Annotated in this window: 17 protein-coding genes; 13 read left to right on the forward strand and 4 right to left on the reverse strand. The window is 56.9% G+C overall.

What is annotated here, in order from left to right; genetic code table 11:
* Window positions 1–55: 55 nt before the first annotated feature.
* Window positions 56–997 carry a formate/nitrite transporter family protein gene (locus ACF8PE_RS03340; RefSeq protein WP_032612885.1) on the reverse strand — a complete coding sequence of 314 codons (942 nt, stop codon included), beginning with the start codon at window positions 995–997 and terminating at the stop codon, window positions 56–58.
* Window positions 998–1,312: 315 nt separating this feature from the next.
* Here ACF8PE_RS03340 and mlaA point away from each other — a divergent pair, with 315 nt between their 5' ends.
* A complete protein-coding gene (gene mlaA, locus ACF8PE_RS03345) occupies window positions 1,313–2,065 on the forward strand; it encodes a phospholipid-binding lipoprotein MlaA (protein WP_032612884.1) in 753 nt (250 codons plus the stop codon).
* 47 nt (window positions 2,066–2,112) lie between these two features.
* On the opposite strand, the gene fadL is transcribed toward mlaA, so the two are convergent.
* Window positions 2,113–3,435 carry a long-chain fatty acid transporter FadL gene (gene fadL, locus ACF8PE_RS03350; protein ID WP_163603158.1) on the reverse strand — a complete coding sequence of 441 codons (1,323 nt, stop codon included), beginning with the start codon at window positions 3,433–3,435 and terminating at the stop codon, window positions 2,113–2,115.
* A 371-nt stretch (window positions 3,436–3,806) separates the two neighbouring features.
* Between fadL and ACF8PE_RS03355 the strand changes: the two genes are divergently transcribed.
* From ACF8PE_RS03355 to sixA, 4 genes are all read left to right on the forward strand, one after another.
* A complete protein-coding gene (locus ACF8PE_RS03355) occupies window positions 3,807–4,091 on the forward strand; it encodes a YfcZ/YiiS family protein (protein WP_032612881.1) in 285 nt (94 codons plus the stop codon).
* Between the two features lie 156 nt (window positions 4,092–4,247).
* A complete protein-coding gene (gene fadI / locus ACF8PE_RS03360) occupies window positions 4,248–5,558 on the forward strand; it encodes an acetyl-CoA C-acyltransferase FadI (RefSeq protein ID WP_130588445.1) in 1,311 nt (436 codons plus the stop codon).
* On the forward strand, window positions 5,558–7,705 hold the full coding sequence (gene fadJ, locus ACF8PE_RS03365) for a fatty acid oxidation complex subunit alpha FadJ (protein WP_392494596.1): 2,148 nt from the start codon (window positions 5,558–5,560) through the stop codon (window positions 7,703–7,705). Before fadI ends, fadJ begins: the two co-directional genes overlap by 1 nt.
* 210 nt (window positions 7,706–7,915) lie before the next feature.
* Window positions 7,916–8,401, forward strand: a complete 486-nt coding sequence (gene sixA / locus ACF8PE_RS03370) for a phosphohistidine phosphatase SixA (RefSeq protein ID WP_032612875.1) — start codon at window positions 7,916–7,918, stop codon at window positions 8,399–8,401.
* 45 nt (window positions 8,402–8,446) lie between these two features.
* Here the strand turns inward: sixA and smrB are convergent, their stop codons facing one another.
* Complete coding sequence (smrB, locus tag ACF8PE_RS03375) at window positions 8,447–8,998, reverse strand: endonuclease SmrB (protein WP_032612873.1); 552 nt, start codon at window positions 8,996–8,998, stop codon at window positions 8,447–8,449.
* Between the two features lie 157 nt (window positions 8,999–9,155).
* Between smrB and prmB the strand changes: the two genes are divergently transcribed.
* The 6 genes from prmB to ACF8PE_RS03405 all read left to right on the forward strand — a co-directional run bounded on the left by prmB (window position 9,156) and on the right by ACF8PE_RS03405 (window position 13,725).
* On the forward strand, window positions 9,156–10,088 hold the full coding sequence (gene prmB, locus ACF8PE_RS03380) for a 50S ribosomal protein L3 N(5)-glutamine methyltransferase (protein WP_032612871.1): 933 nt from the start codon (window positions 9,156–9,158) through the stop codon (window positions 10,086–10,088).
* A gap of 75 nt (window positions 10,089–10,163) precedes the next feature.
* Complete coding sequence (aroC, locus tag ACF8PE_RS03385; protein ID WP_032612869.1) at window positions 10,164–11,249, forward strand: chorismate synthase; 1,086 nt, start codon at window positions 10,164–10,166, stop codon at window positions 11,247–11,249.
* Between the two features lie 2 nt (window positions 11,250–11,251).
* Window positions 11,252–12,076, forward strand: a complete 825-nt coding sequence (gene mepA, locus ACF8PE_RS03390; protein WP_077227437.1) for a penicillin-insensitive murein endopeptidase — start codon at window positions 11,252–11,254, stop codon at window positions 12,074–12,076.
* A complete protein-coding gene (locus ACF8PE_RS03395) occupies window positions 12,076–12,885 on the forward strand; it encodes a sulfite exporter TauE/SafE family protein (protein WP_032612865.1) in 810 nt (269 codons plus the stop codon). Before mepA ends, ACF8PE_RS03395 begins: the two co-directional genes overlap by 1 nt.
* The gene (locus tag ACF8PE_RS03400) at window positions 12,885–13,430 is read left to right on the forward strand and encodes an elongation factor P hydroxylase (protein WP_165718149.1); all 546 of its coding nucleotides are present in this window, start codon (window positions 12,885–12,887) and stop codon (window positions 13,428–13,430) included. Before ACF8PE_RS03395 ends, ACF8PE_RS03400 begins: the two co-directional genes overlap by 1 nt.
* Before the next feature lie 13 nt (window positions 13,431–13,443).
* Window positions 13,444–13,725 (forward strand): YfcL family protein, encoded by a 282-nt coding sequence (locus tag ACF8PE_RS03405; RefSeq protein ID WP_032612861.1) that lies wholly within the window; start codon window positions 13,444–13,446, stop codon window positions 13,723–13,725.
* 96 nt (window positions 13,726–13,821) lie between these two features.
* On the opposite strand, the gene mnmC is transcribed toward ACF8PE_RS03405, so the two are convergent.
* Window positions 13,822–15,825, reverse strand: a complete 2,004-nt coding sequence (mnmC, locus tag ACF8PE_RS03410; RefSeq protein ID WP_186279175.1) for a bifunctional tRNA (5-methylaminomethyl-2-thiouridine)(34)-methyltransferase MnmD/FAD-dependent 5-carboxymethylaminomethyl-2-thiouridine(34) oxidoreductase MnmC — start codon at window positions 15,823–15,825, stop codon at window positions 13,822–13,824.
* A 158-nt stretch (window positions 15,826–15,983) separates the two neighbouring features.
* On the opposite strand from mnmC, the gene fabB reads away from it, so the two are divergent.
* Window positions 15,984–17,201 (forward strand): beta-ketoacyl-ACP synthase I, encoded by a 1,218-nt coding sequence (gene fabB, locus ACF8PE_RS03415; RefSeq protein WP_032612857.1) that lies wholly within the window; start codon window positions 15,984–15,986, stop codon window positions 17,199–17,201.
* A 67-nt stretch (window positions 17,202–17,268) separates the two neighbouring features.
* A complete protein-coding gene (locus ACF8PE_RS03420; RefSeq protein WP_077227435.1) occupies window positions 17,269–18,447 on the forward strand; it encodes an MFS transporter in 1,179 nt (392 codons plus the stop codon).
* Window positions 18,448–18,466 lie beyond the last annotated feature (19 nt).

Here is an 18,466-nt window from a genome sequence, read left to right on the forward strand (position 1 = left end):
CCATTTATCCAGGGCGTTAAGCTCGCCACCGCCTGACTGCTTAAAGTGTCGCCATTCACGCCGATTTTTTATCTTCTTCCGCCTCTTCCTGCCGGGCCTGCTCCCTGGCTTTGATTTCGGCTTTGCGTTTGTTCGACATATCGTTACGGATTTGCGCATGGCTTAGCAGGGCAAAAATAAAGGTGCCGCCGCAGATATTGCCTGCCAGGGTAGGGATGGCGAAGGGCCAGAAAAACTCGCTCCAGTGGATGGTGCCGTTAAAGACCAGATATAAAATTTCCACCGTACCTACCACGATATGGGTGGTATCGGCCAGGGCGATCAGCCAGGTCATCAGAATGATAACCACGATTTTGGCCGAACCGGCAGCCGGGAACATCCACACCATGGTGGCAACGATCCAGCCGGAGATAATGGCGTTAGAGAACATTTCGACCGGGCTGTTTTCCATCACCCCGGTTCCGATTTTCACAAACGCGTCGCGGGTGGCCTCGTCAAATATCGGCATATATTCAAACGCCCAGGCCGCGACACCGGTGCCGATAATATTACCGAGCAACACCACGCTCCACAGGCGCATCAGCAGACCGAAATTGCCCCATGTCGGGCTTTGCATGATCGGCAGCACCGCGGTGACGGTATTCTCGGTAAACAGCTGCTGACGCGCCATGATCACGATAATAAAGCCAAAGGTATAGCCCAGATTCTCCAGCACCATCCCGCCGGGGATGCCTTCAAACTGTACGTGAAAAATACCCTTTGCCAGAAAAGAGGCGCTCATTGATAACCCGGCGGCGATAGCCGACCACAGCAGGGCCATGGCATCACGTTCCAGCTCTTTTTCACCATCCTGGCGAATATGCTCGTGGATGGCCATGGCGCGGGAGGGGAGTTGGTCTTCATCGACCTCAATCTCCTTTCCCCGGCGCTTCTCCTCACTTTCAACTTCCAGTTCTTCGGTATGCTGATCTATTTTCTCTTCTTTGAGTTCGTCCATAATGGTGCTCCTGATGTGGCTGATACCTTTAAGCGTAGCGGTTTTTGTCTCCACGCCTGTGGGTAAGCTCTTAAATTCCTGTTATGGCAATAAACGCGATACATCCCCGGCAAAGGCCGTATAAAATTGCCAGCCTAACGAAAACGTAAAGCCAGGCTATTCTGAGATCATAAAAAGGGTTTTTTGTCGCCCCGATTTGTGGTCGTAGACATCAGTAAGCGTGCTGATACAATCACTTGCACATTTACAGACGGAGCGCGAAAGCGCCAGTACGGATGGCTTTTGGTGATAGCCATACTTAACAGGGAGAAAGATATGAAACTTCGGCTGTCGGTGGTTGCGCTGGGCACCACGTTGCTGATGGGCTGCGCCAGTTCTGGCGAGCAGCAGGGGCGCTCCGATCCTCTGGAAGGATTTAACCGCACCATGTACAACTTCAACTATAACGTGCTGGATCCGTATGTGGTACGTCCGGTTGCGGTGGCGTGGCGTGATTATGTTCCGCAACCTGCCCGTAATGGCCTGAGCAACTTCACCAGCAACCTTGAAGAGCCAGCCGTGATGGCGAACTACTTCCTGCAGGGCAATCCCTATCAAGGCATGGTTCACTTCACGCGCTTCTTCCTGAACACCCTGTTAGGGATGGGCGGCTTTATTGACGTTGCCGGCATGGCGAATCCGAAGCTGCAACGAGAGCAACCCCACCGTTTCGGGAGTACCCTGGGTCATTACAATGTGGGTTACGGCCCGTATGTTCATTTGCCGTTCTACGGTAGCTTCACCCTGCGTGAAGATGGGGGTGATGCGGTCGATACCCTCTATCCGGTGCTGTCGTGGCTCACCTGGCCGCTGTCGGTGGGTAAATGGACGCTGGAAGGGGTAGAAACGCGTGCACAGCTGCTGGATTCAGATGGCCTGCTGCGTCAGTCCTCCGATCCGTACCTTATGGTGCGTGAAGCGTACTTCCAGAACCATGACTTCATTGCTAACGGTGGCAAGCTGAAACCGGAAGACAACCCGAACGCGAAAGCGATCGAGAACGAACTCTCCGAGATTGATGCGGAATAAAAAAGAAAAGGTGAGCACGATGCTCACCTTTTTTTATCACTACGTGATTAGAACGCGTAGTTGAAGTTCATGCCATACAGCCAGGCTTTACCTTCAGAAGAGAACTCATACGGGCCTTCCTGGAAGGTCACTTTCTGACCATGCATATACGAGACACCCGCATCAATTGAGGCGTCTTTGTTGAATGCATAGGTCGCACCGGCGCTCAGCCAGAAGCGATCCTGGTCCGGAATAGAGATAGAACGTTTGTCTGCCGGAACCGGGCTGTCATCGAAGGCAATACCGGTACGGAACGTCCAGTTATCATCCATATAGTAGGTGGTACCCAGCGCGATGCGGTAAGCGTCACGGAAGCTCTCATCTTTATAGAAAAGCGTATCACCGCCGCTGTTAGTGGCTTTCAGCTCCTGGAACTGGCTCCAGCTGGTGTAGGTCAGGCTATAGTGGACGGCCCATTGCGGCGCGACTCTGTTGTAGCCGGACAGTTCCCACATCTCAGGTAAATTCAGGGTCAGAGAACCGCCAGTGGTACGGCCATCCGTCCCCATTGGCAGACCAAAGTTGCCCAGAATCTGGTTGTAGGCGGAAGGCAGGCTGCTCTTATAGTCGCCATCGAAATCGATTTTTACTTCAGAACGGTAGGTCAAGCCATACCGGTTGTTTTTATCGATTTCATACAGAATACCGGCGTTCCAGCCAAAGCCCCACTCATCACCCTTCAGGTAGGCAATCTGGGTGTCTCCCGGGATCCCCGCGACCTGTCGCGCCAGAGCTGGAGGCAATCTGCCGGAGCCTGCGACGATGCGGCCCAGGTCACCCGCGTAGCGCTCAATTTTCGCTTTCGCGTAGACAGCATCAAAGCCGGCACCGAAACTCCAGTGGTTATCCAGGCGATAAGCACCGCTCAGGTTCAGGTTGAGGGTTTCCAGGTCGGTTGTACCGCCGTAGGCCCCTGCTGCGTAGTTGTTATTAAACTCGGTCGCCAGTCCGTAGTTAGAGGTAACGGATGCGCCCCAGCCAAATTGTTCATTGATTGGCGCGACAAAGTGCAGATTTGGAACCCATGCCGTTGGCGCGATGTTATCTGAGTTCAGGCTTGCACCCGTTGGGGAGCGCCCGGTGATATCCACACCCGGGTCAACGAAAATGGCACCCGCGGAGAAGGTTGGACGATCAAACATCATGATCAGGGCAGGGTTACGGCTCGCGTTCCCTGCGTCATCAGCGATAGCACCTTCCCCGGAATAGGCACGGCCCAGGCCTGAGGAAGAAAACTCGTTTAACTGAAAGCCCGCTGACCAGGCGGAGGTAGAGACGATTGCCACTGCGATTGCGAGCGCAGTTTTTTTAAACAGGGTTTTCTGGCTCATGACCATAACCTCATTGAGTTATTTTTATTCAATATTTGTTACATAGAGTAACAGGAGCGCGAAGTGTAGGGTCTGTCGTAACACTTAGAAATCAGACCAGTGGCGAGAGTATAGGTCTGACCAGATAGAATGTTGCAAGTCTGTTTATTAATATTTACTGATATGTTTTTCGAAACGGGATCTGGTTGGCAAAATTGTGACCAGGTTGCTTCCTCCTAATGGGTGATTTTTGTTTTAGATCATTTTTACGTGTGATATTGCTCACTTACCCGTTTTTACGCCATTAACAACTGGAGCCACCCCCGGGCGGGGCGTAAAATATCAGCATTGTGTCTATTCGCGCCCTGCGCGACTAACAGAGGAAATCTACTATGAGTAAATGCAGTGCTGATGAAACCCCGGTTTGCTGCTGTATGGATGTCGGTACCATCGTGGATAACACGGATTGCACCGCCTCTTACAGCCGTGAATTTGCCAGCCGTGCCGAAGCCGAAGAGACGCTGGCTGCGCTGACTGCCAAAGCCCGCGGCGTTGAGTCTGAACCTTGCGACATTTCTTCCACCTTCACCGAAGTGGACGGCGGGGTACGCCTGGATATCGACTTTGTGTTCAGCTGCGAAGCTGAGTCCCTGATTTTCCAGCTCGGTCTGCGTTAATTTCCCTTCAACGCCTCCTCTACCGGAGGCGTTTCGTTTGCGCTCTGTGGCTTCGCTCGCAATTTTTCTTCTCCCCGATTGGCTAATGTAAAAATTTGGTTAAGACTGTTATCAGGTCAGACCACTTTGCGCATTTGTTATTCACAGGGGAGCGTTATGAGTCAGGCATTACCGCTAGTCACCCGTCAGGGTGATCGCATTGCCATTGTCAGTGGATTACGTACGCCATTTGCCCGTCAGGCGACGGCTTTTCATGGCATACCTGCAGTCGATCTGGGAAAAATGGTAGTGGGGGAGTTGCTGGCTCGCAGCGAAATACCTCCTGAGGTGATTGAGCAGCTGGTTTTTGGCCAGGTGGTACAAATGCCGGAAGCGCCCAATATCGCCCGTGAAATCGTGCTGGGCACCGGGATGAATGTCCATACCGATGCCTACAGCGTCAGCCGCGCCTGTGCGACCAGCTTTCAGGCGGTGGCGAACGTCGCAGAAAGCCTGATGACGGGCACCATACGCGCCGGGATCGCCGGCGGCGCTGACTCGTCATCCGTTCTGCCGATTGGCGTCAGCAAGAAGCTCGCCCGCGTGCTGGTAGACGTCAACAAGGCCCGTACCACCGGGCAGCGTTTATCCCTCTTCTCGCGCCTGCGTCTGCGCGATCTGCTTCCCGTCCCGCCTGCCGTCGCGGAGTACTCAACCGGCCTGCGGATGGGCGATACCGCTGAACAGATGGCGAAGACCTATGGCATCACCCGCGAACAGCAGGATGCACTGGCGCATCGCTCGCATCAACGCGCCGCCAAGGCCTGGGCGGAAGGCAAGCTGACTGGAGAGGTGATGACCGCTTACACCCCGCCGTTCCGCGAACCATTAAGCGAAGACAATAATATCCGCGGCACCTCGACGCTGGCGGATTACGCCAAACTGCGTCCGGCATTCGACCGTAAGCACGGCACCGTAACCGCCGCCAACAGCACGCCGTTAACCGATGGTGCGGCGGCGGTGATCCTGATGACCGAATCGCGCGCCAGAGAGCTGGGCCTGATCCCGCTCGGCTATTTGCGCAGCTATGCCTTTACCGCCATTGATGTCTGGCAGGACATGCTGCTGGGGCCAGCCTGGTCCACGCCGCTGGCGCTGGAGCGTGCCGGACTGACGATGAACGACCTGACGCTTATCGACATGCACGAAGCCTTTGCCGCCCAGACTCTGGCTAACCTGCAACTGCTGGGTAGCGAACGCTTTGCCCGCGATGTGTTAGGCCGCACTCACGCCACAGGCGAAGTGGATGAAAGCAAATTTAACGTATTGGGTGGCTCCATTGCCTATGGCCACCCCTTCGCGGCAACCGGCGCGCGGATGATCACCCAGACGCTGCATGAGTTGCGCCGTCGCGGCGGCGGGTTTGGCCTGGTCACTGCCTGCGCGGCGGGTGGCCTGGGTGCCGCAATGGTTCTGGAGGCAGAATAATGGAGATGACAACGGCATTTACCCTGAATGTGCGGCTGGACAACGTGGCGGTGGTGACCATCGATGCGCCAGACGAAAAGATGAATACCCTGAAAGCAGAGTTTGGCGGCCAGGTCCGTGCGATCCTGAAGCAGGTCCGTGAAAACAAAACGCTTCGCGGGCTGGTGTTTATCTCGGCCAAACCGGACAACTTCATTGCCGGGGCCGATATCAACATGATTGCCCGCGCGAGCAGCGCGCAGGAAGCGGAAGCGCTGGCCCGTCAGGGGCAGCAGATCATGGCCGAAATTCATGCCCTGCCGATCCCGGTGATTGCGGCGATCCACGGCGCTTGTCTTGGCGGGGGGCTGGAACTTGCCCTGGCCTGCCACGGGCGAATTTGTACTGACGACGCTAAAACGGTGCTGGGCCTGCCGGAAGTGCAGCTCGGCTTACTGCCCGGCTCGGGCGGCACCCAACGTCTGCCGCGGCTGGTGGGTGTCAGCACCGCGCTGGAGATGATCCTCACCGGCAAACAACTGCGCCCACGTCAGGCCCTGAAGGTCGGGCTGGTGGATGAGGTGGTTCCGCACGCCATTCTGCTGGAGGTTGCGGTGGCGTTAGCCCTGAAAGATAAACCGGTCGATCGTCGCTTACCGGTGCGCGAGCGTGTGCTGGCAGGCCCGCTGGGACGCACGGTGCTGTTTAAAATGGTGGCGAACAAAACGGAACAAAAAACGCAGGGTAATTACCCGGCGGCAAAACGCATTCTCGAGGTTATCCATACCGGCCTGACGCAGGGCAGCAGCAGCGGCTATGCGGCTGAGGCCAAAGCCTTTGGCGAGCTGGCAATGACCCCGCAGTCACAGGCGCTGCGCAGCCTCTTTTTTGCCAGCACTGAGGTGAAAAAAGATCCCGGTAGCGAGGCAGAGCCAGCACCACTTGAAGCCATCGGTGTGCTGGGTGGCGGACTGATGGGGGGCGGTATCGCCTTCGTCAGCGCCAGCAAAGGCAAATTACCGGTGCGAATCAAAGACATCAATCCGAAAGGCATCAACCACGCCCTGCAGTACAGCTGGCAGCTGCTTGATAAGAAGGTCAAACGCCGCCATATCAAAGCCAGTGAGCGCGATCGCGAACTGGCGCTGATCTCCGGTACCACGGATTACAGCGGATTCCGCCATCGCGACGTGGTAATTGAGGCGGTATTTGAAGATCTGGCCCTGAAACAGCAGATGGTGGCCGAGGTTGAAGCGCACTGCGCGCCGCACACCATCTTTGCTTCCAACACCTCATCGTTACCGATTGGCGATATTGCAGCGCAGGCTGCGCGTCCCGAACAGGTGATCGGGCTGCATTTCTTTAGCCCGGTAGAAAAAATGCCGCTGGTGGAGGTCATTCCTCACGCCAGTACCAGCCCGCAAACCGTTGCCACCATTGTAAAGCTGGCAAAAATGCAGGGTAAAACGCCGGTAGTGGTGGCTGATAAGGCCGGGTTCTATGTTAACCGCATTCTGGCACCTTATATCAATGAAGCGATGCGCCTGCTGACCGAAGGGGAAAAGGTGGATCACATTGATAATGCGCTGGTGAAATTTGGTTTCCCCGTTGGGCCAATCCAACTTTTGGATGAGGTGGGAATCGATACCGGCACTAAAATTATACCTGTGCTGGAAAGTGCTTACGGGGAACGATTTAGCGCGCCTGCAAATATTGTTTCTGCAATTTTGAATGACGATCGCAAAGGTAGAAAAAATGGACGCGGTTTCTATCTTTACGATGCGAAAGGGCGTAAAAGCAAGAAGCAAGTAGACCCGGCGATTTATGGGCTTATTAAACCTACTGGCGAAGGCAAACTGTCCGAGACGCAGTGCGCAGAGCGCTGCGTCATGATGATGCTCAACGAGGCGGCGCGCTGCTTTGATGAGCGGGTCATCAGAAACGCTCGCGACGGCGATATTGGCGCAGTGTTTGGCATAGGTTTTCCACCTTTCCTGGGTGGCCCGTTCCGCTATATGGATAGCGTGGGCGCGGGTGAAGTTGTTGCGATTTTACAACGACTGGCTGTGCAATATGGGCCACGGTTCACACCGTGTGACACATTATTGCAAATGGCGGATCAGGGGCTGCGATTTTGGCCAGCAAAAGAAACTGACCCTGTAAATTAAGGTCAAATAAGAGTAAATCCGCCGTTGAATGGGTAGGCGCTGTCTAAGTTGTAAACAGACATTGACTATACTTACGCCGTTGAGGTAAAAAACAGCGTTTCATTCAACGGATGGATCAGGCACAATGCCCGGCCATCGGGTTTTCTACCTCGTGATGTGTTCACGCGGGGTGTTAACACCGGTGATCCTGGTCAACAAAAGCGGTGCAATATGCAAGTTTTTATCATGCGTCACGGTGACGCGGCACTCGATGCTGCCAGTGACTCTGTTCGTCCTCTGACGCCTTGCGGCTGTGACGAGTCCCGTCAAATGGCAACCTGGCTGAAAGGGCAAAAAGTGGATATTGAACGTGTCCTCGTCAGCCCGTTCCTGCGTGCTGAACAGACACTGGAAGTGGTAGGGGAGTGTATGAATCTGCCTGCCGGTGTCGATGTCCTGCCAGAGCTTACCCCTTGTGGCGATGTGGGTATGGTCAGCGCCTATCTTCAGGTGCTGAGCAATGAAGGTGTCGCCTCTGCGCTGGTGATTTCCCATCTGCCGTTAGTGGGCTACCTGGTGTCTGAACTCTGCCCGGGCGAAACGCCGCCGATGTTCAGTACGTCTGCCATTGCCAACGTCACCCTCGATGAAAAGGGTGTCGGCGTGTTCAACTGGCAAATGAGCCCCTGCAATCTGAAGATGGCGAAAGCAATCTGACGTAAACCCCATCCAGGCGGGTAGCCTCAGCCACCCGCCTGCCTGTCAGGGCAGCTCAGGTGGTTGCCACTCTTCCACTTCAATCAGCACCAGTAATGCGGCATCACCGCCGTACTCTTTGGGTGCCTGATGAAAAGCCATCACGTGCGGGTGTTGAGCAAGCCACAACGGGGTTTGCTGCTTAAGAATATGCTTTCCGTGGCCGTGCATCACACAGGCGCAAAAGACATGTTCCCGGCGGCAGGCGGCAATCAGCGCGCCCAGTTCCTGTTTGGCCTGCATCTGGGTTAACCCGTGCAGATCGAGAAACAGCTCCGGCGAATAATCCCCACGACGCAATTTTTTCAGCTCGAAATGGCTCACATCCGAACGCACATACTTCACTGCGCCCTCGGTGTTGAGCAGCGGCTGAAACTCATCGGAAAAATAGTGGCTGGCGTCGGCCTGCTCCTGTATCAACCGTTTTACCGGCACTTCGCTCACTTTTTTGCGTAACGGAGGGTGGACGATGGTGTCCTGTTTGATTTTACGCGTGCCGGTCATCAGCTGACGAAACAGCGTTTGATCCTCCTCGCTCAGGGATGTTTTCTTTTTCATGGGTCCGTCTCATCTCTTATTTCCGACAGTGTACCTGACTCGCCGCGCGGCAAAACGCATTTTTTACCCCCAAGCCGTTAGCGACAGTGCTGATTTATCGCCGTCTTCGTGGCACACTAGCCGCCGAAAATTTAGCGAGCATGCCCTGGAGAACATAGTGGATAAAATTTTTGTCGATGAAGCGGTGAATGAGCTGCAAACCATTCAGGACATGTTGCGTTGGGCGGTCAGCCGTTTCAGCGCGGCCAATATCTGGTACGGTCACGGTACCGACAACCCGTGGGATGAGGCGGTGCAGCTGGTGCTGCCGTCCCTCTATCTGCCTCTGGATATCCCGGAAGATATGCGTTCGGCGCGCCTGACGTCCAGCGAGAAACACCGCATCGTTGAGCGTGTGATCCGCCGCGTTAACGAACGTATCCCGGTGGCTTACCTCACCAATAAAGCCTGGTTCTGCGGGCATGAGTTCTTTGTCGATGAACGCGTGCTGGTGCCGCGCTCGCCGATCGGTGAGCTTATCAATAACCAGTTCGCCGGTCTTATTGACCATCAGCCGGAGCACATTCTGGATATGTGTACTGGCAGCGCCTGCATCGCCATTGCCTGCGCCTACGCCTTCCCGGAAGCGGAAGTGGATGCCGTGGATATTTCCCCTGATGCGCTGGCAGTAGCGGAGCACAATATTGAAGAGCACGGTCTTATCCATCACGTCACGCCGATCCGTTCCGATCTGTTCCGCGACCTGCCGAAAGTGCAGTACGACCTGATTGTGACCAATCCGCCATACGTTGACGCAGAAGATATGTCCGACCTGCCGAACGAATATCGCCATGAACCTGAACTCGGTCTGGCGTCCGGCTCTGATGGTCTGAAGCTGACCCGCCGTATCCTCGCCTGCGCGCCGGATTATCTGACTGATGACGGCATTCTCATTTGTGAAGTGGGTAACAGCATGGTACATCTGATGGAGCAATACCCGGATGTGCCGTTCACCTGGCTCGAGTTCGACAACGGTGGCGACGGCGTCTTCATGCTGACCAAAGCGCAGCTTCTCGCCGCGCGTGAATACTTCAGCATCTATAAAGATTAATCCAACGGGCTTCGGCCCGTTTCACATTGCGCAAACACAGAAAGCTCAACACAGAACAACGAAAACGGAGCCGTGATGGCAGGAAACAGTATTGGACAATTATTTCGCGTGACCACCTTTGGTGAGTCGCATGGTCTGGCGCTGGGTTGCATCGTTGATGGCGTACCGCCAGGCATCGAACTGACCGAAGCCGATTTACAACACGATCTCGACAGACGTCGCCCAGGGACATCGCGCTATACCACCCAACGCCGCGAGCCGGATCAAGTCAAAATCCTGTCAGGCGTCTTTGAAGGACGCACCACCGGCACCAGCATTGGTCTGCTGATTGAGAACACCGACCAACGTTCACAGGACTACGGCGCCATCAAGGACGTGTTCCGTCCAGGGCACGCTGATTACACCTACGAGCAAAAATACGGTTTTCGTGACTACCGCGGCGGCGGACGCTCCTCCGCCCGCGAAACCGCCATGCGTGTCGCCGCTGGCGCGATTGCCAAAAAATATCTGGCGCAGAAGTTTGGCATCGTTATTCGCGGCTGTCTGAGCCAGATGGGTGACATTCCGCTGGCGATTAACGACTGGGATCAGGTTGAACAGAACCCGTTCTTCTGCGCAGATGCGTCGAAGCTGGAAGCGCTGGACGAACTGATGCGTGGCCTGAAGAAAGAGGGCGATTCCATCGGGGCTAAAGTCACGGTCGTGGCCGATGGCGTGCCGCCAGGCTGGGGTGAGCCGGTCTTCGACCGCCTGGATGCTGACATCGCCCATGCAATGATGAGCATCAACGCGGTAAAAGGCGTCGAAATTGGCGACGGTTTTGGCGTTGTGGCGCTGCGGGGCAGCGAGAACCGCGACGAAATAACAAAAGACGGCTTCCAGAGCAACCACGCGGGCGGCGTGCTCGGCGGCATCAGCAGCGGGCAGCAAATTGTCGCCCACATCGCGCTGAAACCGACCTCCAGCATTACCGTGCCGGGGCGCACCCTTAACCGCGCGGGCGAAGAAGTCGAGATGATCACCAAAGGGCGTCACGATCCTTGCGTTGGGATCCGCGCGGTGCCGATCGCAGAAGCGATGCTGGCGATCGTGCTGATGGATCACTTCCTGCGTCAGCGCGCGCAGAATGCGGATGTGACGACTCCTCTTCCACGCTGGTAACCATGAAAAAAACCGCAATTGCTCTGCTGGCGCTGCTTGCCAGCGGCGCCTCGCTGGCGGCAACGCCATGGCAGAAAATCACCCACCCGATAGCGGGGAGCGCCCAGTCGATTGGCGCGTTTTCCAATGGCTGTATCGTCGGTGCCCAGGCGCTGCCGCTGCAATCCGACACCTTTCAGGTGATGCGTACCGATCAGCGCCGTTACTTTGGCCACCCGGATCTGGTGCTGTTTATTCAGCGGCTGGGTAATCAGGTGCATAACCTGGGGCTGGGCACGATGCTGATTGGCGATATGGGGATGCCTGCCGGAGGGCGTTTCAACGGCGGTCATGCCAGCCATCAGACCGGGCTGGATGTGGATATCTTCCTCCAGCTGCCGAAAACGCGCTGGTCATCTTCCCAGCTGCTGAAGCCACAGGCGCTCGATCTGGTCGCCAGCGACGGTAAGCGTGTGGTGCCGTCGCGCTGGTCGCAGGAGGTCTCCAGCATGATTAAGCTGGCGGCGGAAGATAACGACGTGACGCGCATTTTCGTCAACCCGGCCATCAAGCAGCAGCTCTGCCAGGATGCCGGAACCGACCGCGACTGGCTGCGTAAAGTGCGACCGTGGTTCCAGCACCGCGCGCATATGCACGTGCGCCTGCGTTGCCCGGCGAACAGCCTCGAGTGTGAAGACCAACCGTTACCGCCGCCAGGCGATGGCTGCGGCGCGGAATTACAAAGCTGGTTTGAGCCAGCGAAACCTGGAACCACCAAGCCTGAGAAGAAGACACCGCCTCCGTTGCCGCCTTCCTGCCAGGCGCTACTGGATGAGCATGCCCTGTGATGGACCAATTTATTGAGTTGTTTATGGTGTCGCCACTGCTGCTGGCGGGGCTGTTTTTTATCGCCATGCTGGCCGGATTTATTGACGCCCTGGCCGGCGGCGGTGGGCTGCTGACCGTTCCGGCCCTGCTGGCGGCGGGGATGAGCCCGGCGCAGGCGCTGGCAACCAACAAGCTGCAAGCCTGCGGGGGCTCCTTATCCGCGTCGATCTATTTTATCCGCCGCAAGGTGGTGAGCCTTGCCGATCAGAAGCTCAATATCCTGATGACCTTTATCGGGTCCACCAGTGGCGCGCTGCTGGTTCAGCACGTGCAGTCCGACGTGTTGCGCCAGATTTTGCCGATCCTCGTGATTTGTATTGGTCTCTACTTTTTGCTGATGCCAAAACTCGGGGAGGAGGACCGGCAGCGTCGTCTGCACGGATTGCCGTTTGCCCTGATCGCCGGGGGCTGCGTCGGCTTCTATGACGGCTTTTTCGGCCCCGGCGCCGGGTCGTTTTACGCTCTGGCCTTTGTAACGCTGGCCGGTTTTAATCTTGCCAAATCCACCGCGCACGCCAAGGTGCTGAACGCCACTTCTAACCTGGGTGGCCTGCTGCTGTTTATCATCGGCGGGAAGGTGATCTGGGCAACCGGCTTTGTGATGATGGTCGGACAGTTTCTGGGCGCACGGGTTGGATCGCGCCTGGTATTAAGCAAAGGGCAACAGCTCATCCGTCCGATGATTGTCATTGTCTCGGCCGTCATGAGTGCCAAACTTCTTTATGACAGCCACGGACAGGAGATCCTCCACTGGTTGGGGATGAACTAATGAACAGTACGCATAAATATGAACAGCTGATTGAGATTTTCGACAGCTGCTTCGCCGATGATTTTAATACCCGTCTGATTAAAGGCGACGACGAACCGATCTATCTTCCAGCAGATGCCGAGCTTCCGTATCACCGTATCGTGTTCGCACATGGCTTTTATGCCAGCGGTTTGCATGAAATATCGCACTGGTGTATTGCAGGAAAAGCACGTCGCGAGCTGGTGGACTTTGGCTACTGGTACTGCCCGGACGGACGTGACGCCGCGACCCAGGGGCAGTTTGAAGATGTCGAAGTGAAACCCCAGGCGCTGGAGTGGTTGTTCTGCGTGGCGGCAGGATTCCCGTTCAACGTCAGCTGTGACAACCTCGAAGGCGACTTCGAGCCAGACCGTATTGTCTTCCAGCGCCGCGTTCACGCGCAGGTGATGGACTACCTTGATAAAGGCATCCCGGAACGTCCGGCGCGCTTGATCAAGGCTTTACAGAATTATTACCACACGCCGGAGATCACGGCGGAATGCTTCCCGTGGCCGGAAGATCTTTAATAGAGGAAAGAAGATGATCGCAGAGTTTGAATCACGCATTCTGGCGTTAATTGATGACATGGTAGAACACGCCAGTGACGATGAGCTGTTCGCCAGCGGTTATCTGCGTGGGCACCTGACGCTGGCTGTTGCCGAGCTGGAAGCCGGGGATGACCATTCGCCCGCAGCAGTACACGCTGAAGTGGCCCGCAGCCTGGAAAAAGCCATTCTGGCAGGCGAACTTTCCCCACGCGACCAGTCGCTTGTTCTGGGGATGTGGGAAACCCTGTTTCAGAAAGCCAGCCTGACGTCATAAGTTAGCGTCAGGAGAGGTAGCCGGGCAAGCGAAAGCGCCGCCCGGCGCGCGAATGGCTCCACAGCCAGACGCCCGGTGGCGCCACGTTTGCCGGGCTTAGGATTTCACCCTTTTCCCCTTCAGCAACTTCCGCACCCATAATCGATTCGGATTCAGCGCTGCCAGCGTCGCGGCATCCAGCGGGATCGGCTCATGGCTCATTTGCGCGGCAAGGATTTCAGCCGTCAGCGGGGCTGTGCAAAGCCCGCGTGAACCCAGCCCGCCCAGCATAAACAGATTACGGTGCTCCGGGGCACTCACCGCCTTATCTTTATTGGCGGCTAAATCCTGATACGCCGACAGGGTAGCGTCATAGTCCGGCACTGTCCCGGTCATCGGCAGGTGGTCGCGGGTGGCGCAGCGAATGCCGTTGCGTGCCTCTCCGGCGCTGACATCCACCTCAAGCGCCCATGCTGCCTGAGGGAAGCAGTCGATCAGCCGCTGGCGATTATGCTGCTGATCCTCGTCGCTATACTGCGGCTCCGTCTGCCCACGATGGTAACTTGCGCCGATACAGTGCTGCCCGTTAGCCGGGTTTTGCGGAGTCAGATATCCGTCGTAGCAGAGGACCTGACGCAGTTGGCTCAGCTGCGGTGCCGCCGGGATATGGCTCACCTGACCGCCTACCGGATAAACCGGCAGCTGTGCGGTCTGGCTGAACTGACTGATGCCATGCCCGTTCGCCAGCACCACGCTGCCGTGCTGCGCGGGCTCACCGTCGTCAAACTGCAGCGACCAGTGCGCCCCGGCCTGCGCCAGCGACGTCACCTTGCGGCCATACTGCACCTGCAGGCCGAGCGTTTGTGCCAGGGTGATGACCACCGCAGTAAGCTGTGCCGGGCATAGCCAGCCGCCGAGCGGATACTGGATCCCGCCGCAGCCGGTCGGTACGCCGATACTCTCTTCTACCTGTTCGGCGTTAACCGCAACGGCGATCTGCCCGGGCAGGCCCAGGGCGAGCATGTGGTTAATTTTCTGCTGACTCTTTTCATCCCAGCCAAGTTGCGTCACGCCGCACCAGTCATGATCAAACGCGACCGGCAGGGCATCGTATAAACGACGAGCGAAGGTAAACGCCGTTGGGAAAAACTGGCTCAGCGCCGCATTGTGGGCGCTCAGCAAAGGGTAAAGCGCCCCCTGGCGATTGCCGGAAGCCCCCGTTGCCGGAGCCTCATCGGCGCAGTAGAGCGTCACCTGCCAGCCACGGCGTAGCAGCGCCAGCGACAGCAGGGCGCTGGCAATCCCGCCGCCAACCACAGCGGTTTCCCGCCCATCGCTGGCGGTGCGGGCAAACCACGGCGTGCGGGCAGGGGAAGGGTGATTTTGCTCCATCACCCCGATGAGCATTTCGCGCTTGCGGCCAAAGCCTTTGGTTTTTTGCACGGTGAAGCCCGCATCCTGCAGCCCACGGCGCACAAACCCGGCACAGGTAAAGGTGGCGAGCGTCGCCCCAGGGCGCGCCAGGCGGGCCATCGCGGCAAACAGCTGCGGACTCCACATATCCGGGTTTTTGGACGGCGCAAAACCGTCGAGGAACCAGGCATCAACCTGCTGGTTGAGAGAGTCATCAAGCTTGTCAGTCAGCTCGTTAATATCACCGAGCCAGATATCGAGGGTCACTCGCCCGCCGTCCAGCAGAAGACGATGGCAGCCCGCGATAGGCAGTGGCCACTGGGCCTGAAGCTGCTCTGCCCATGGCGCTAATTCAGGCCAGTGCTGGTGCGCCAGACGCAAATCTTCGGCAGACAGCGGGAATTTCTCAAAACTGATGAAATGTAACCTTTGCAGCGTAGCGTCAGGGTGAGCCGCGCGGAAGCGATCGAAGGCTTGCCAGAGAGTGAGAAAATTCAACCCGGTGCCAAATCCGCTCTCCGCCACCACAAACAGACTGCGGGGATGATGAGGAAAACGGGAATTCAGCTGGTTTCCGTCGAGGAAAACATAACGTGTCTCCTCCAGTCCGTTATCATTAGAGAAGTAGACATCATCAAAATCTCGGGAAACAGGTGTACCCTCAGCGTTGAATTCGAGGTTGGCAGGTTGTATGGCGTTTTGTTTCACGTAAGTTACTCGTCTGACAGGCTGTGCCGCGATCTTAACGATGTGCGTCTGTCGGTGCAAATTTCCGCAGAAATTGGCTGATCGGACTTGTTCGGCGTACAAGTGTACGCTATTGTGCGACTCGAAACTTAAAATAGTGCGACTTACAGAGGTATTGAATGAAACGTGCAGTGATTACTGGCTTGGGCATCGTTTCCAGCATCGGTAATAACCAGCAGGAAGTCCTGGCATCTCTGCGTGAAGGACGCTCCGGGATCACCTTCTCTGAAGAGTTTAAAGATTCTGGCATGCGTAGCCACGTATGGGGTAATGTCAAACTGGACACCACGGGCATGATCGATCGCAAAGTGGTCCGTTTCATGAACGATGCCTCTATCTACGCCTACCTCTCCATGCAGGAAGCGATTGCTGATGCAGGCCTGAGCGAAGAGGTTTACCAGAACAATCCACGTGTGGGCCTGATTGCTGGCTCCGGTGGCTCATCAAAAGCTCAGGTCTTCGGTGCCGACGCCATGCGTAGCCCGCGCGGCCTGAAAGCGGTGGGTCCATACGTTGTGACCAAGGCGATGGGTTCAGCGGTTTCCGCCTGCCTCGCAACGCCGTTCAAAATTCATGGCGTAAACTACTCCATCAGCTCTGCTTGTGCCACCTCTGCACACTGTATCGGTAACGCGGTAGAGCAGATCCAACTGGGCAAACAGGACATCGTCTTTGCTGGCGGCGGCGAAGAGCTGGGCTGGGAAATGGCCTGTGAGTTCGACGCGATGGGCGCACTGTCTACCAAATACAACGAAACCCCAGAAAAAGCCTCCCGTACCTATGATGCAAGCCGTGACGGCTTCGTTATCGCAGGCGGCGGCGGTATGGTTGTGGTTGAAGAGCTGGAACACGCTCTGGCCCGTGGCGCACACATCTACGCTGAGATCGTTGGCTACGGTGCAACTTCCGATGGCGCTGACATGGTTGCCCCATCAGGTGAAGGCGCAGTGCGCTGCATGAAGATGGCGATGCACGGTCTGGATACCCCAATCGACTATCTGAACTCCCACGGCACCTCTACGCCGGTAGGCGACGTAAAAGAGCTGGGTGCAATCCGCGAAGTGTTCGGCGACAACAGCCCGGCCATCTCCGCGACCAAAGCCATGACCGGTCACTCTCTGGGCGCCGCTGGCGTGCAGGAAGCCATTTACTCTCTGCTGATGCTGGAACACGGCTTCATCGCCCCAAGCATCAACGTGGAAGAGCTGGACGAGCAGGCTGCTGGCCTGAATATCGTTACCGCGACCACCGAGCGTGAGTTGAACACCGTGATGTCCAACAGCTTCGGTTTCGGCGGCACCAACGCCACACTGGTCATGCGTAAGCTGAAAGCATAAGCGTTTGAATGTATAGTAGAAGGGAGCCTCTGGCTCCCTTTTTTTATGCCTGAACATGGAGTTATGCATGACGGCCATTACCTCAGATAAAAACGCCTCCTCCGGGAATACCTCGCTGTTCCGTATCGCCTTTGCGGTATTTCTGACCTATATGACCGTTGGTCTGCCGTTGCCGGTTATCCCGCTGTTTGTTCACCAGGAGCTGGGCTATGGCAATACCATGGTCGGTATCGCCGTGGGCATTCAGTTTTTAGCGACGGTATTAACCCGCGGCTATGCCGGGCGTCTGGCGGATCAGCACGGGGCAAAACGCTCGGCGCTGCAGGGCATGTTCGCTTGCGGACTGGCGGGCGGCGCATGGCTACTGGCTGCGCTTCTGCCAGTGGAGGCTGCGTATAAATTCGCGCTGCTGGTGGTGGGGCGCTTGATTCTCGGTTTTGGAGAAAGTCAGCTGTTGACCGGCACCCTGACCTGGGGAATGGGGCTGGTAGGGCCTGCACGTTCCGGCAAAGTCATGTCCTGGAACGGGATGGCCATCTATGGTGCGCTGGCCGCTGGCGCACCGCTGGGTCTGTTAATTAATAGCCAGTTTGGTTTTGCGGCCCTGGCCGCTACCACGATGGTATTGCCGTTGCTGGCATGGGCGTTTAACGGTTCGGTACGTAAAGTGCCGGCCCATAAAGGCGAACGTCCTTCCCTGTGGAGCGTCGTGGGGCAAATCTGGCAGCCGGGTCTGGGCCTGGCATTGCAGGGGGTAGGCTTTGCGGTGATCGGGACTTTCGTCTCGCTGTACTTTATGAGCCGTGGCTGGGCGATGGCAGGTTTTACGCTTACCGCCTTTGGCGGCGCGTTTGTCCTGATGCGGGTGTTGTTCGGCTGGATGCCGGATCGTTATGGTGGCGTGAAGGTGGCAGTGGCGTCGCTGGTGATTGAAACCATTGGCCTGGTGCTGCTCTGGCAGGCACCAACCGCGCCGGTGGCACTGCTTGGCGCGGCCCTGACCGGCTGCGGCTGCTCGCTGATCTTCCCGGCATTGGGTGTCGAAGTCGTGAAGCGTGTTGCCCCACAGGTGCGCGGCACGGCACTCGGCGGCTATGCGGCGTTTCAGGATATCTCATACGGCGTGACCGGGCCGCTGGCGGGGTTGTTAGCCACGTCGTTTGGCTATCCGTCGGTATTTTTGGCCGGGGCGGTGTCGGCGGTGGTGGGGATTGTGGTGACGCTGGTGGCGTTTCGTAAGGCGTAACAGCTTGCTGCCCGGTAGC

This window comes from Leclercia sp. GLN_9, from assembly GCF_043105735.1.
Taxonomy (GTDB): domain Bacteria; phylum Pseudomonadota; class Gammaproteobacteria; order Enterobacterales; family Enterobacteriaceae; genus Enterobacter; species Enterobacter adecarboxylatus.